Annotated in this window: 11 protein-coding genes; 6 read left to right on the top strand and 5 right to left on the bottom strand. The window is 62.1% G+C overall.

What is annotated here, in order from left to right; translation table 11 throughout:
* Positions 1-75 precede the first annotated feature (75 nt).
* A complete protein-coding gene (locus tag CQ041_RS00875) occupies positions 76-309 on the bottom strand; it encodes a hypothetical protein (protein WP_105520821.1) in 234 nt (77 codons plus the stop codon).
* Between the two features lie 214 nt (positions 310-523).
* Here CQ041_RS00875 and CQ041_RS00870 point away from each other — a divergent pair, with 214 nt between their 5' ends.
* The 6 genes from CQ041_RS00870 (at position 524) to CQ041_RS00845 (ending at position 10,050) form a co-directional block, all read left to right on the top strand.
* Complete coding sequence (locus CQ041_RS00870) at positions 524-1,690, top strand: efflux RND transporter periplasmic adaptor subunit (protein WP_105520822.1); 1,167 nt, start codon at positions 524-526, stop codon at positions 1,688-1,690.
* Positions 1,687-4,776, top strand: a complete 3,090-nt coding sequence (locus CQ041_RS00865) for a multidrug efflux RND transporter permease subunit (protein ID WP_105520823.1) — start codon at positions 1,687-1,689, stop codon at positions 4,774-4,776. The genes CQ041_RS00870 and CQ041_RS00865 overlap by 4 nt, the downstream gene beginning before the upstream one ends.
* Positions 4,777-4,785: 9 nt before the next feature.
* The gene (locus CQ041_RS00860; protein ID WP_105520824.1) at positions 4,786-5,478 is read left to right on the top strand and encodes a heavy metal response regulator transcription factor; all 693 of its coding nucleotides are present in this window, start codon (positions 4,786-4,788) and stop codon (positions 5,476-5,478) included.
* Positions 5,468-6,841 (top strand): heavy metal sensor histidine kinase, encoded by a 1,374-nt coding sequence (locus CQ041_RS00855; protein WP_256586722.1) that lies wholly within the window; start codon positions 5,468-5,470, stop codon positions 6,839-6,841. The genes CQ041_RS00860 and CQ041_RS00855 overlap by 11 nt, the downstream gene beginning before the upstream one ends.
* 289 nt (positions 6,842-7,130) lie before the next feature.
* Positions 7,131-8,456: an OprD family porin gene (locus CQ041_RS00850; RefSeq protein WP_105520826.1), complete on the top strand. Its 1,326-nt coding sequence runs from the start codon at positions 7,131-7,133 to the stop codon at positions 8,454-8,456.
* A gap of 103 nt (positions 8,457-8,559) precedes the next feature.
* Complete coding sequence (locus CQ041_RS00845) at positions 8,560-10,050, top strand: diguanylate cyclase (RefSeq protein ID WP_105520971.1); 1,491 nt, start codon at positions 8,560-8,562, stop codon at positions 10,048-10,050.
* Between the two features lie 126 nt (positions 10,051-10,176).
* Here the strand turns inward: CQ041_RS00845 and lpxC are convergent, their stop codons facing one another.
* The 4 genes from lpxC to CQ041_RS00825 all read right to left on the bottom strand — a co-directional run bounded on the left by lpxC (position 10,177) and on the right by CQ041_RS00825 (position 14,610).
* On the bottom strand, positions 10,177-11,088 hold the full coding sequence (gene lpxC, locus CQ041_RS00840) for a UDP-3-O-acyl-N-acetylglucosamine deacetylase (protein WP_016974965.1): 912 nt from the start codon (positions 11,086-11,088) through the stop codon (positions 10,177-10,179).
* A 112-nt stretch (positions 11,089-11,200) separates the two neighbouring features.
* A complete protein-coding gene (gene ftsZ, locus CQ041_RS00835; protein ID WP_105520827.1) occupies positions 11,201-12,397 on the bottom strand; it encodes a cell division protein FtsZ in 1,197 nt (398 codons plus the stop codon).
* Positions 12,398-12,462: 65 nt separating this feature from the next.
* Complete coding sequence (gene ftsA, locus CQ041_RS00830; protein ID WP_010213031.1) at positions 12,463-13,725, bottom strand: cell division protein FtsA; 1,263 nt, start codon at positions 13,723-13,725, stop codon at positions 12,463-12,465.
* 15 nt (positions 13,726-13,740) lie between these two features.
* A complete protein-coding gene (locus tag CQ041_RS00825) occupies positions 13,741-14,610 on the bottom strand; it encodes a cell division protein FtsQ/DivIB (protein ID WP_105520828.1) in 870 nt (289 codons plus the stop codon).
* Between the last annotated feature and the right edge of the window lie 4 nt (positions 14,611-14,614).

Here is a 14,614-nt window from a genome sequence, read left to right as displayed (position 1 = left end):
GGATCGTGGACATACAATCAGAAATATCAGCAGTTGCTGTAGGCAACAGCCAACACATCACGCAACGGATTAATCTCAGCGTTTACCCATCGAGCGACGCGTGCCCGGCGGGGCCATGCCCGGGCTCTTGGTATGGCCGTTCTTGGCGCCGTTCTTGTACCAGGGCTGGGCAGCGTTCTTCGCGCCGGCCAGCTCACCCGGTTTGAACGGAAACTTGAACGCCGGGATCTCGGCTTTTTCAACGCCTTCGGCGCTGGCCGGATCGACGAGGTCGGCCGCTTCAACAGGGGGTTGTGTCGAGGAAGTCATGGAAGCTCCGGAACGTGCAGAAAATGACGCGGGGCCGGCTTGCGGACCACACTGGCGCGCAGTATACCTGCCCGCTTCGGATCTTTAACCACCGCCTGTACGAATGGTCGGACTTTACTGACAGCGCTGTCAGTTAGCCGTCACCTTGCTGACCGGGTTGGCGGGCTATAAAGGTCATTCATTCTTCCACTTCTTTGCCTTGGCGCCTCACCCCATGCCCATTCAACGCAAAACCGCCCTGATCGTGGGTGTCCTCGTGGTGTTGGCCGTTGCGGCCTGGGCGCTGACTCGCCCGGCCAAGAGCAAACTGGCGGCGCCCACCGCGATTCCAGTGCGGGTGGTGAGCGTGGCACAGCAGGATATCCCCCGCTTTGTCAGCGGGATCGGCACGGTGCTGTCGTTGCACAGCGTGGTGATTCGCCCGCAGGTGGACGGTATTCTCACCAAAGTGCTGGTCAAGGAAGGGCAACGGGTCAAGGCTGGCGACCTGCTGGCGACCATCGATGACCGCTCGATCCGGGCCAGCCTCGACCAGGCCAGGGCTCAACTGGGCGAGAGCCAGGCGCAGTTGCAGGTGGCACAGGTCAATCTCAAGCGTTACCAGCAACTGAGTGTCGACGACGGCGTCTCCAAACAGACCTACGACCAGCAACAAGCCCTGGTCAACCAGCTCAAGGCCACCGCGCAGGGTAACCAGGCGGCGATTGATTCGGCTCAGGTGCAGCTTTCCTACACGCAGATTCGCTCGCCGGTGACGGGCCGCGTCGGTATCCGCAATGTGGATGAAGGCAACTTCCTGCGCACCAGCGACACCCAGGGCTTGTTTTCCGTCACCCAGATCGACCCGATTGCCGTCGAGTTCTCCTTGCCGCAACAGATGCTGCCGACCCTGCAAGGCCTGATCGCGGCGCCCTCCCAGGCCAGCGTCGATGCCTTCCTGGGCGCGGACACCGACGGCCAGACCGGCGACTTGCTCGGTGAAGGCCACTTGAGCCTGATCGACAACCAGATCAGTTCCACCACCGGCACCCTGCGCGCCAAGGCCGAGTTCAACAACGCCGCCCAGCGCCTGTGGCCGGGGCAATTGGTGACCATCAAGATCCAGACCGCGCTCGACAAGGACGCCCTGGTGGTGCCGCCGACCGTGGTGCAGCGCGGCCTGGATTCGCACTTCGTGTACCGCCTCAACGGTGACAAGGTGGACGTGGTACCGGTGCACGTCACCTATCAGGACAACGACCTGAACATCATCAAGGGCGTGCAGGCGGGTGACGTGCTGGTCAGTGACGGCCAGTCGCGGCTCAAGGCCGGTGCCCAGGTGGAAGTGCTCAGGGAGCCGCCGCAAGTGATCCAGACCGTCGATGCCAAGGTGCAGCCATGAGTCGGTCGCCGTCAGCCTGGTGCGTCGACCACCCGGTTGCCACCCTGCTGCTGACCTTCGCCCTGGTGCTGCTCGGGCTGATTGCCTTCCCGCGGCTGGCCATCGCCCCACTGCCTGAAGCGGAATTTCCGACGATCCAAGTCAGCGCCACGCTGCCCGGCGCCAGCCCGGACACCATGGCGTCGTCCGTGGCCACACCGCTGGAGGTGCAATTCAGCGCCATTCCCGGCATGACCCAGATGACCTCCAGCAGTGCACTGGGCTCCAGCCTGCTGACCCTGCAATTCACCCTGACCAAGAGCATCGACACCGCCGCCCAGGAAGTGCAGGCCGCGATCAACACCGCATCCGGCAAGTTGCCCAGCGACATGCCGAGCCTGCCGACCTGGAAAAAGGTCAACCCGGCGGACAGCCCGGTGCTGATCCTCAGTGTCAGCTCCGCCAGCATGCCCAGCACCGAGTTGAGTGACTACGTGGAAACCCTGTTGGCTCGTCAGATCAGCCAGATCGACGGCGTAGGCCAAATCAACATCACCGGCCAGCAACGTCCGGCGATCCGGGTACAGGCCTCCCCCGACAAACTCGCGGCCATCGGCCTGACCCTCGCCGATATCCGCCTGGCGATCCAGCAATCGAGCCTCAACCTGGCCAAGGGCGCGATCTACGGTGAGAACAGTGTGTCGACGCTGTCCACCAACGACCAGTTGTTCCACCCGGAGGACTACGCGCAATTGATCGTGTCCTACAAGGAGGGGGCGCCGGTGCAACTGCGGGATATCGCCAAAGTCGTCAACGGTTCGGAAAACGCCTACGTCCAGGCCTGGTCTGGCGACACGCCGGGGGTCAACCTGGTGATCTCGCGCCAGCCCGGCGCGAATATCGTCGAGACCGTCGACCGCATCCAATCCGAACTGCCGCGCCTGCAAGCGATGCTGCCGGCCTCGGTCCAGGTCAGCGTTTTGACTGACCGCACCAAGACCATCCGCGCGTCCTTGCACGAAGTGGAAGTGACCCTGCTGATCGCGATTTTGCTGGTGGTGGCGGTGATGGCGCTGTTCCTGCGCCAACTCTCGGCCACGCTGATTGTGTCCAGCGTGCTCGGGGTGTCGCTGGTCGCCAGTTTTGCGCTGATGTACCTGATGGGCTTCAGCCTCAATAACCTGACACTGGTGGCCATCGTGATCGCCGTGGGGTTTGTGGTGGACGACGCCATCGTGGTGGTGGAGAACATTCACCGGCATCTGGAAGCCGGCCTCGACAAGCGCGAGGCGGCGATCAAAGGCGCCGGCGAGATCGGCTTTACCGTGGTTTCCATCAGCTTCTCGCTGGTGGCGGCGTTCATCCCGCTGCTGTTCATGGGCGGCGTGGTCGGGCGCCTGTTCAAGGAGTTTGCGCTGACGGCGACGTCGACCATCCTGATTTCGGTGGTGGTCTCGCTGACCCTGGCGCCGACGCTGGCCGCGTTGTTCATGCGCGCGCCGACCCATCACGCCCATGCCAAGCCCGGTTTCAGCGAACGCCTGCTTGCCAGCTACGCCCGCAACCTGCGCCGCGCCCTGAACCATCAGCGCAGCATGGCGGCGATCTTCGTCATCACCCTCGTCCTTGCCGTGGTCGGCTATGTGTTCATTCCCAAGGGGTTCTTCCCGGTACAGGACACCGGCTTTGTGCTGGGTACCAGTGAAGCGGCGGCCGACGTGTCGTACCCGGACATGGTCGCCAAGCACAAGGCCCTGGCCGAGATCGTCAAGGACGACCCGGCGGTCGAGGCGTTTTCCCACTCAGTGGGGGTGACCGGCAGCAACCAGACCATCGCCAACGGCCGCTTCTGGATCGCCTTGAAAAACCGCGGTGATCGGGACGTGTCTGCCAGCCAGTTCATCGACCGCATCCGCCCGAAACTGGCCAAGGTCCCCGGCATCGTGCTGTACCTGCGCGCCGGCCAGGACATCAACCTGAGTTCCGGCCCCAGTCGCGCCCAATACCAGTATGTGCTCAAGAGCAACGATGGCCCGACGCTCAACACCTGGACCCAGCGTCTCACCGAAAAACTGCGCGCCAACCCGGCCTTCCGCGACCTGTCCAACGACCTGCAACTGGGCGGCAGCATCACCCACATCAGCATCGACCGCCAGGCCGCCGCGCGCTTCGGCCTGACCGCCACCGATGTGGACCAGGCGCTGTACGACGCCTTCGGTCAACGCCAGATCAACGAATTCCAGACCGACATCAACCAATACCAAGTGGTGCTGGAACTGGACACTCAGCAACGCGGCAAGGCCGAAAGCCTGAATTTCTTCTATTTGCGCTCACCGCTGACCAACGAAATGGTGCCCCTGTCCGCGCTGGCCAAGGTCGACCCGCCCACCGTCGGGCCGCTGTCCATCAGCCATGACGGCATGTTCCCGGCCGCCAACCTGTCGTTCAACCTGGCCCCCGGCGTCGCGCTGGGCGACGCGGTGATCATGCTCAACCAGGCCAAGAACGAAATCGGCATGCCTACCACCATCATCGGCAATTTCCAGGGCGCGGCGCAGGCGTTCCAGAGTTCCCTGGCCAGCCAGCCGTGGCTGATCCTGGCGGCGCTGGTGGCGGTCTACATCATCCTCGGCGTGCTGTACGAAAGCTTCGTGCACCCGCTGACGATCATCTCGACCTTGCCCTCGGCCGGGCTGGGGGCGCTGATCATGCTGGCGCTGATGGGCCAGGATTTTTCGATCATGGCGCTGATCGGCCTGGTGCTGTTGATCGGCATCGTGAAAAAGAACGGTATCCTGATGATCGACTTTGCCCTGGATGCCCAGCGCGTGCGCGGCTTGTCAGCCCAGGAGGCGATCTACGAAGCGTGCGTCACGCGGTTCCGGCCGATCATCATGACCACCCTCGCCGCCCTGCTCGGCGCCGTGCCGCTGATGCTCGGTTCAGGCCCCGGCGCGGAGCTGCGCCAGCCGCTGGGTATCGCGGTGGTCGGCGGTTTGCTGGTGAGCCAGGCGCTGACGCTGTTCACCACACCGGTCATATACTTGTACCTCGAGAAATTTTTCCACCGGCCCACACCAACGCCTGCGTTGGCAACCCCACACTGAGGCGGTGTCATGCGCGTCCTGATTGTCGAAGATGAAGAAAAAACCGCGGACTACCTGCACCGCGGCCTGACCGAGCAAGGCTATACCGTCGATGTGGCCCGCGATGGCGTCGAGGGCTTGCACCTGGCGCTGGAGAACGACTACGCGGTGATCGTGCTCGACGTGATGCTGCCCGGCCTGGACGGCTTTGGCGTGCTGCGCGCCTTGCGTGCGCGCAAGCAGACGCCGGTGATCATGCTCACCGCCCGCGAGCGTGTGGAAGACCGTATCCGTGGCCTGCGCGAAGGCGCCGATGATTATTTGGGCAAGCCGTTTTCATTCCTGGAACTGGTGGCGCGCCTGCAAGCCTTGACCCGCCGCAGCGGCGGCCACGAGCCGGTGCAGGTGACGGTCGCCGACCTGTGGATCGACCTGATCAGCCGCAAGGCCAGCCGCAGCGGCCTGCGCCTGGACCTGACGGCCAAGGAGTTCTCGCTGCTCAGCGTGCTGGCCCGGCGCCAAGGCGAAATCCTGTCGAAAACCGCCATTGCGGAAATGGTCTGGGACATCAATTTCGACAGCGACGCCAACGTGGTGGAAGTGGCGATCAAGCGCCTGCGTGCCAAGCTCGACGGGCCGTTCGACACCAAGCTGCTGCACACCATCCGGGGCATGGGGTATGTGCTGGAGAGTCGCCTGCAGGAAAAAACCAGTGGCCACTAATTCCAACTCCATTGCTCTGCGCCTCAGCGGCATGTTCACCCTGGTGGCGGCGCTGATCTTCCTGTTGATCGGCGGCGCGCTGTACCAGCAGGTGGACCGGGGCCTGGGCCTGCTGCCGGGGGCCGAACTGGACGCGCGGTACAGCGTGCTCGAATCCTCGGTCAACCGCTTCGGCACGCCGGAGCATTGGGTGAAAATCCAGTCCAAGCTCAAGCTATTGGGCGAGGAAGACAAACGCATCCGGTTCTGGGTCGTGAGCAGCGATCCGAACTACGAATACGGCCGCCCCGACGCGCAGATCCGCGAATTCGCCGCCGGGCCGACAGGCAAGCGCGACCTGCGCCTGCCGGACCACGAATACCCGCTCAACGTGCTGGTGACCCAGTTCGCGGCCAAGGAGCAACGCCCGCCCCTGCGTTTTCTGATCGCCATCGACACCGAGAATTTCCGCGCGACCCAGCACCATTTGCTGGTGGCGCTGGTCAGCCTGGCCTTGGTCGGCGTGGTGCTCGCGGCCTTGCTGGGGTTTTGGGTCGCGCGCATCGGCCTCAAGCCGTTGGGCAAGCTGTCGGATGAAGCGCAAAAACTCGCCCCGCCGAAACTCTCGGGGCGCTTGCAACTGTCGCCGCTGCCGCCGGAGCTGAGCCAGTTCGTCAACTCGTTCAATGCCACCCTCGACCGCGTGGAGCACGCCTATTCACGCCTGGAGTCATTCAACGCCGACGTGGCCCACGAGCTGCGTTCGCCGCTGACCAACCTGATCGGCCAGACCCAGGTCGCGCTCACGCGCGGACGGTCGGCGGAGCAGTATTTCGAGGTACTGCAATCCAACCTTGAGGAGCTTGAGCGCCTGCGCTCGATCATCAACGACATGCTGTTCCTCGCCAGCGCCGACCAGGGCAGCAAGGCCACCAAGCTGATTGAAAGTTCGTTGGCAGATGAAGTAGCGACCACCCTCGATTACCTGGACTTCATCCTCGAAGACGCCCAAGTCGAGGTGCAGGTGCACGGCGATGCGCGGGTGCAGATCGAAAAGGCCCATCTGCGCCGCGCGTTGATCAACCTGCTGAGCAACGCCGTGCAGCACACGGCGCCGGGGCAGGTCATCGCGGTAACGATTGATGCGCAGGCGCACCAGGTCGCCATCGGCGTGACCAACCCCGGTGCGGCGATTGCCAGCGAACACCTGCCGCGCCTGTTTGAACGTTTCTATCGGGTGGACGCGTCGCGCAGCAACAGCGGGGCCAATCACGGCCTCGGCCTGGCCATCGTCAAGGCGATTGCGTTGATGCACGGCGGCGATGTGTTTGTGCGCAGTGAAGGGGGTGGCAACACGTTCGGCATCACCCTGCCCACTGACTGACCGTTCGTAGGCGGGTTGTGCGCGGTCGAAACTGTTGCGGTTTGGGCAACAGTCATTATCTTGTTACACTCTGTACCGTACCGCTCGCCTGCGTTAATTTGACGCATCGATGAGCGCGACGGCAAAGACAGTTTGCGCTGACCCGAATTTCCCTCGACTTTTTTCCAGGGCTCTACACTGGGAATCTGTCTTAAAGCCGCTGACTTCAGCGGCTTTTTTTTGCCGTAAAAAAAGGCCAGGCACACCCCACGACACTGGCTGTTCTCGATAGACCAAAGGAGCTCCACCGGTGAAGAACTCGCTGACGTTCACCCCGTTATTTCTCGCGATTGCAGTAACGATCATCCCCCCTGCCCACGCGGCAGACAGCCCGCCCGCCGACGGTTTCGTCGAAGGCTCCAGCTTCAAGCTCAACGCCCGCAACTACTACATGAACCGCGACCGCCGCGATATTCACACCGATGACAGCAAGGAGTGGGGCCAGGGCTTCATCGGCATCTTCGAATCCGGCTACACCCAGGGCACGGTCGGTTTCGGCCTGGACGCCCACGCCATGCTCGGCCTGAAACTTGACGGCGGCGGCGGTACCGATGGCTCCAGTATCCTCCCGTATGGCGATGCCAACGGGAGCGGCAAAGCGCCCGGCTCGTTTTCCACCGCCGGCGGCACCTTGAAAATGCGCGCATTCGACACCGAGTTGAAAGCCGGTGACCTGTTCCTCAACAACCCGGTCATCGCCGGCGGCGCAACGCGCATGCTGCCGCAGACCTTCCGTGGCGTGAGCCTGACCAACCACAGCTTCGATGGCTGGATGTTCGAAGGTGGCCAGGCCAGTTTCACCAAGCTCTACAACCAGAGCGGTCACAGCCGCATGGGCACCAGCTACGGCGCCCTGCCCAGCCACAACGCCCAGCACATGAACTGGGCCGGCATCTCGTTCAGCGGCACGCCAGGGCTGACCAGCAACCTCTACGCCTCCGAACTCAAGGACGTGTGGAACCAGTACTACTACGACCTGGACTACACCTACGCGCTCAATGACATGATCAGCCTGAACCCGGGCCTGCATTATTACCATACGCAGGACACCGGCCAGTCGCTGCTGGGGGATATCGACAACAACACCTACAGCCTGCATTTCACCGTGGATGTCGGCCATCACAGCGTCACCGCCGCTTACCAGCGGGTCAACGGCAACACGCCGTTCGACTACATCGCCCAGGGCGACAGCGTGTACCTGGACAACTCCCAGCAATACTCGGACTTCAACGGCCCCAACGAACGTTCGTGGAAGCTCAAGTACGCGTACAACTTCGGTGCGCTCGGCCTGCCGGGCCTGAGCTCGGCGGTGTCCTACATCAGCGGCAAGACGGACCTGACCAAGGCCGACCCGCAAAGCCGTGGCTACAGCAGCTGGTACAGCGCCGACGGCAAGGATGCCAAGCACTGGGAGCGGGATATCGACCTTAAATACGTGGTGCAGGGCGGCAAAGCCAAAGACCTGGCCGTGCGCCTGCAATGGGCTACCCACCGTGGCAGCAACGGCTACTCGGCTGTGGACCGGGATGTGGACGAATACCGCGTGATCATGGACTACCCGATCAACGTTTTCTGATCCCCCCCTGTAGAAGCCGGCTTGCCGGCTTCTACCAATGTGACGCGCCATTTTCCGGCCTTGCTACTACGCTATGGGCATCCTTGATGCAGAAGTACGCCCGATGAGCCAAAGTGTCGCCCGCCCTTCCAGCCGCCCGGAACGTCTATTGATCCTGGGCAGTTGCCTCACGGTGCTGCTGATCGTGACCGTTGTCACGGCGTTGTTGATCCGCGAGCACGCCAACACCCTGCAGGCCGCCAAGCGCACTGCGAACAACATCACTCAGTTGATCGACGCCGATGTACTGCGCAACGTCGAACTCTATGACATGGCTGTCAAAGGGCTGATCGCTGCGACCGAGCGCACTGATTTGCAAGGTGTGTCGGCGAGTATTCGCCACCTGGTGCTGTTCGACCGCTCCGCCGCAGCGCCCTATAAAGGCGATATCCTGCTGCTGGACGCCCAGGGCGAGGTCATGGCCGATTCGTCGTTGCTGGTGCCCACCACCGGTAACTTCGCCGATCGCGACTATTTCCAGGTACACCGGCAACACCCCGACGCCGGGCTGTATATCAGCCGACCCTTCGTCGCTCGCTGTATCTGCGACGACCAATGGCGCATCGCGTTCAGCCGTCGGGTGTCGGCGGCGGATGGACGATTTCAAGGCGTGGCAGTGGCGTCGATGCGCCTGTCGTACTTTCATCAGCTGTTCAGCAGCCTGAATATCGGCAGCAACAGCACCATCAACCTGATCAATCACCAGGGCATCCTGCTGGCCCAGCAACCCCTGCTGGAAGCGGACATGGTCGACAAAAACCTGAGCCAGCGCCCCAACGTCGCACGCATGCTGCGCGAGCGCGACGGCAGCTTCCAGAGTATGTCCAGCGTGGACGGCCAGGCGCGGCTCTACAGCTTCTCGAATGTGGGCAACCTGCCGTTGATCGTGGTGGTGGCGCTGTCCAGCGATGAGATCTTCGCCCCATGGCGCCGGGCCGCGTGGCTGGTGAGCATTGCCACCGGCGTTCTTTGCGTTGGCCTGCTCTGGCTGACGTGGATGCTGTGCATGGAGTTGCGCCGACGCCGGCGCGCCGAGCGAGTACTGTCAGAACTGGCAGGCACCGATGCCCTCACCGGCCTGGCCAACCGTCGTACCCTGGACGAGCGCCTGCGCCTGGAGTGGGACCGCGCCCAGCGCTCGACCGAGCCGTTGACCTTGCTGATGATCGACGTGGATCACTTCAAGGCGTTCAACGACCGTCATGGCCATCATGGTGGCGATGAAGCGTTGCGCACAGTGGCCCAGGTGATCGCCAGCAATATCCGCCGCCCTGCTGACCTTGCGGCGCGGTATGGCGGCGAGGAGTTCGCGGTGGTGTTGCCGCACACCGATGCCAAGGGCGCACGGGTGATCGCTGAACATATCCGCAGCAGCGTCGAGCACTTGCCACGGGTGGATGGCGCCAAGGAGCCGATTACGGTGAGCATCGGCCTCAGCACCTGGGACAAGCGCAGCCGCATGTCCCTGGAAGCACTGCTGTTGAGTGCCGACCAGGCGCTGTACGAGGCCAAACACCAGGGGCGCAACCGCATTGTCGATTCCGCAACCCTCTAAATAGTGAGTCGGATCTAATCTGGGACGGTGCTTGCCCCCCTTTATCAGTGGCAACGTCAGAAATAGTGGGCAAAAAAAAGGCCACCCGAAGGTGGCCTTTCAAAACTAAAGAAAGAGAGTTGTTACTTACACCGCCGCAACGGGACGCATGTAAGAGATCGGTGCGGTGCTGGCATCTTCGAAGGTCACGACTTCCCAAGCGTCTGTCTGCTCAATCAACTTGCGCAGCAGCTGGTTGTTAAGGGCGTGGCCCGACTTGAAGCCTTTGAACTCACCTATCAGGCTATTGCCCAGCAGGTAGAGGTCACCGATTGCATCGAGGATCTTGTGCTTCACGAATTCGTCTTCATAGCGAAGGCCGTCTTCGTTCAGTACACCATCCGCGTCGACCACAATGGCGTTTTCAACGCTGCCGCCGAGTGCGAGGTTGTGCTTGCGCAGGTACTCGATGTCACTCATGAAACCAAAGGTACGCGCGCGGCTGACTTCTTTTACAAACGAAGTGCTGGAAAAATCCACGCTTGCACTTTGGGTGCGGTCACGGAATACCGGGTGATCGAAATCGATCTCAAAGCTCACTTTAAAGCCTTCGAACGGGACGAAGGTGGCGCGCTTGTCGCCGTCTTCTACTGTCACTTCCCGCAGAATGCGAATGAACTTCTTGGCTGCGTCCTGTTCTTCCAGGCCGGCAGATTGAATCAAGAATACGAAGGGTCCAGCGCTGCCATCCATGATCGGGACTTCGGACGCGGAGAGCTCGACGTAGGCGTTATCGATGCCCAGGCCTGCCATGGCCGAGAGCAAGTGCTCCACCGTGTCCACTTTGACGTCACCGTTGACCAATGTGGTCGACATAGTGGTTTCGCCAACGTTTTCCGCGCGAGCAGGAATATGCACGACAGGGTCCAGGTCGGCACGCACAAACACGATGCCGGTGTCGACAGGTGCAGGCTTGAGGGTCAGGTATACCTTCTCCCCGGAGTGCAGACCTACACCTGTGGCACGAATAATATTCTTCAGGGTGCGTTGTTTAATCATGGCTTGGACCGCTTCAGCGCAAATTGCGAACTGGTATCAACAAAGGCTGGCGATGATAGCAGACCAGACCTTTGCTGAACACCAATCACCTTCATAGCCCTGATACATTCCATTAATCGGCCTGACGACGCAGGAATGCCGGGATGTCCAGATAGTCCAGATCATCTTGCGGATTCGGGCTACGGGACGCCGCAGCACCGGCCTGAGCCTGGTTGCGCATCACGGTCGGACGGTCCAGATCACGGTAGTTCACCGACGGCAGTTCCTGACGAGCAGGCGCTGGAGCGGCAGCCGCCTGGCTGACCTGGCTGGTGTGCAGGGTGTTGTCGATGACCTTTACAGGCTTCTCGATCTTGGCACCCAGGCCGGTTGCAACCACGGTCACGTGCAGTTCGTCGCGCATGTCCGGATCGATAACGGTACCGACCTTGACCATCGCGTGCTCGGAAGCGAAGGCTTCGATGATGCTACCCACGTCGGAGTACTCACCCAGGGACAGGTCAGGACCGGCGGTGATGTTCACCAGGATGCCGCGTGCGCCTTGCAGGTTCACGTCTTCGAGCAACGGGTTGCGGATGGCCGCTTCGGTGGCCTCACGTGCACGGTTCGGACCGCTGGCGCAGCCAGTGCCCATCATCGCCATGCCCATTTCGCTCATCACGGTGCGGACGTCGGCAAAGTCGACGTTGATCATGCCTGGACGCTTGATGATGTCGGAGATACCGCGAACGGCACCGGCCAGAACATCGTCAGCCTTGGCGAAAGCGGACAGCAGGCTTGCGTCCTTGCCCAGGATGGTCAGCAGTTTCTCGTTGGGGATGGTGATCAACGAGTCAACGCTTTCAGACAGCAGACGGATACCTTCGTCGGCGATCTGCATGCGCTTGCGGCCTTCGAACGGGAACGGACGGGTCACGACGGCGACCGTCAGGATGCCCATTTCCTTGGCCACTTCGGCGATGATCGGTGCTGCACCGGTACCGGTACCGCCGCCCATGCCGGTGGTGATGAACACCATGTTGGTGCCTTGCAGCACTTCGGCAATACGCTCGCGGTCTTCCAGGGCGGCTTGACGGCCGACTTCCGGATTTGCGCCTGCGCCGAGACCCTTGGTCACGGCTGTGCCCAGTTGCAGGATGGTCCGTGCGCCGATGCTTTTCAGCGCCTGGGCATCAGTGTTGGCGCAGATGAACTCAACGCCTTCAATGTTGCTCTTGACCATGTGGTTGACAGCGTTGCCGCCGCCGCCGCCGACACCGATCACTTTGATGACCGGGCTTGCGGGGATGTTGTCTACGAGTTCGAACATGTTCCCTCTCCTTTCGTTTCTCTAGTTTTTTCGCCTACTGCTTACAGCGGTGTTGCGGTAAATCGTTAGAAATTGCCTTTTACCCAAGCCTGCAAGCGCTCGAACAGCGGCGCCTTGGCTTCGTCGTCACTGCGGTAGCTGTCACGGTTGCTTGGGCCCGACAGGGAAATGCCGTCGGTCTGCTTTTGCAGCCCGTACAACAGCAAGCCCACGCCGGTGGAATAAATCGGGTTGCGCACCACGTCGCCCAGGCCTTTGACGCCGTGAGGAACGCCCAGGCGCACGGGCATGTGGAAGATTTCCTCGGCCAGTTCGACCGCGCCTTCCATCTTCGAGGTGCCACCGGTCAGCACGATGCCGGCCGGGATCAAATCTTCGTAACCACTGCGGCGCAGCTCAGCCTGAATCAGGGTGAACAGCTCGTCGTAGCGCGGCTCGACCACTTCGGCCAGGGCCTGGCGCGACAGTTCGCGCGGTGGACGGTCGCCCACGCTTGGCACCTTGATGGTCTCGCCGGCACCGGCCAGCTTGGCCAGGGCGCAGGCATAGCGAATCTTGATTTCTTCGGCGTACTGGGTCGGTGTACGCAACGCCATGGCGATGTCGTTGGTGACCTGGTCGCCGGCAATCGGGATCACCGCGGTGTGACGAATCGCACCTTCGGTGAAGATCGCGATGTCGGTGGTGCCGCCGCCGATGTCCACCAGGCAGACGCCCAGCTCTTTTTCGTCGTCGGTCAGTACCGAGTAGGCCGAAGCCAGTTGCTCGAGAATGATGTCGTCGATTTCCAGGCCGCAGCGGCGCACGCATTTTTCAATGTTCTGTGCGGCGTTGACGGCGCAGGTCACCACGTGAACCTTGGCTTCCAGGCGTACGCCCGACATGCCCAGGGGCTCGCGAACGCCTTCCTGGTTGTCGATCACATAGTCCTGCGGCAGGGTGTGCAGCACGCGCTGGTCGGCCGGGATCGCCACGGCCTGAGCAGCGTCGAGGACGCGCTCGAGGTCGGCGGAGCTGACTTCGCGGTCGCGGATCGCCACGATGCCGTGGGAGTTCAGGCTGCGGATATGGTTGCCCGCCACGCCAACGAACGCCGAGTGGATCCGGCAACCGGCCATCAGCTGCGCTTCTTCAATCGCACGCTGGATCGATTGCACGGTGGACTCGATGTTCACCACCACGCCCTTCTTCAGGCCCCGGGACGGATGCGTGCCAATACCGACGATCTCGATCACGCCGTCTTCCCCGACCTCGCCCACCAGCGCCACCACCTTGGAGGTGCCGATATCGAGACCGACGATCATTTTGCCGCTTTGCACGTTTGCCATGGGTCCTGCCTCTTCTTAATTCTTCGCGACAGCGGGTTGCGCTGCCGTGGGCGCAGCCGGTTCACGCCAGCCGACGGCAAGGCCGTTGGCGTAACGCAGGTCGACGCTCGCAATGTTCGTAATCTGTTCTTTCAAGGTCTTGTCATAGATGGCGATGAAGCGGCGCATCTTTTCCACCAAACGGTCACGCCCCAGCAACAGCTCGATACCCGGGCCGGAGCTGCCAGCCCCGGTGGTCAGGAACCAGCTGCCCCGCTCACGCAATTCCAGGCGCGCAATGGAGAAGCCCATGGGCCGAAGCATCTGGCTCAAGGCCTGGTACTGCTGCATCACTTGCTGCTGCGCCCGCTGCGGCCCGAACAACTGCGGCAGGTGCTCGTAGTTGGCCAGCTCACGCGGGGTAAACGCCTGGCCCTGGTTGTTCAACAGCGCTTCGTCACCCCAGCGGGCAACGGGCAGTTGTTCTTCCAGGCGGATCGTCACCTGGTCCGGCCAGACGCGACGGACTTCGGCATGGGCGATCCATGGCATCTGCTCCAACTCGGCCCGCATGCCAGCCAGGTCGATGGTAAAGAAGCTCGCTGCCAGGAACGGACCGATGCGCTGCTGAACCGCTTGCTGGCTGATGTAGCTCAAGTCGCCCTGCACGCTGATCTTGGTGATCGGCCGATCGGCATAGGGCAACAGACGCTGTGCCCCTTCATAGGTTCCAAAGCCCAGTACCACCAGCAACACCGGCCAGAACAGCGCCTTGAGGAAACCAAAGTTGGCTTTCGGCAGGCGTGTCGACATCGGCTCTTTAGCCACCATGCGACTGGCACCCCGTGGCACCGGCTTGCGGCCGGGTGCTGGAGGTTGCTGATGACGAAGCGATGCGCCGTTCATGGTT

The sequence above is a fragment of the Pseudomonas sp. MYb60 genome, assembly GCF_002979555.1.
In the GTDB taxonomy this organism is placed as follows: domain Bacteria; phylum Pseudomonadota; class Gammaproteobacteria; order Pseudomonadales; family Pseudomonadaceae; genus Aquipseudomonas.
Note: the sequence above shows the minus strand (reverse complement) of the source record. Positions and strands in the feature narration are given on the sequence as shown.

Coding starts and splice junctions, on each gene's coding strand:
- CQ041_RS00875 (WP_105520821.1), bottom strand. CDS start 309: ATGACTTCCTCGACACAACCCCCTGTTGAAGCGGCCGACCTCGTCGAT.
- CQ041_RS00870 (WP_105520822.1), top strand. CDS start 524: ATGCCCATTCAACGCAAAACCGCCCTGATCGTGGGTGTCCTCGTGGTG.
- CQ041_RS00865 (WP_105520823.1), top strand. CDS start 1,687: ATGAGTCGGTCGCCGTCAGCCTGGTGCGTCGACCACCCGGTTGCCACC.
- CQ041_RS00860 (WP_105520824.1), top strand. CDS start 4,786: ATGCGCGTCCTGATTGTCGAAGATGAAGAAAAAACCGCGGACTACCTG.
- CQ041_RS00845 (WP_105520971.1), top strand. CDS start 8,560: ATGAGCCAAAGTGTCGCCCGCCCTTCCAGCCGCCCGGAACGTCTATTG.
- lpxC (WP_016974965.1), bottom strand. CDS start 11,088: ATGATTAAACAACGCACCCTGAAGAATATTATTCGTGCCACAGGTGTA.
- ftsZ (WP_105520827.1), bottom strand. CDS start 12,397: ATGTTCGAACTCGTAGACAACATCCCCGCAAGCCCGGTCATCAAAGTG.
- ftsA (WP_010213031.1), bottom strand. CDS start 13,725: ATGGCAAACGTGCAAAGCGGCAAAATGATCGTCGGTCTCGATATCGGC.
- CQ041_RS00825 (WP_105520828.1), bottom strand. CDS start 14,610: ATGAACGGCGCATCGCTTCGTCATCAGCAACCTCCAGCACCCGGCCGC.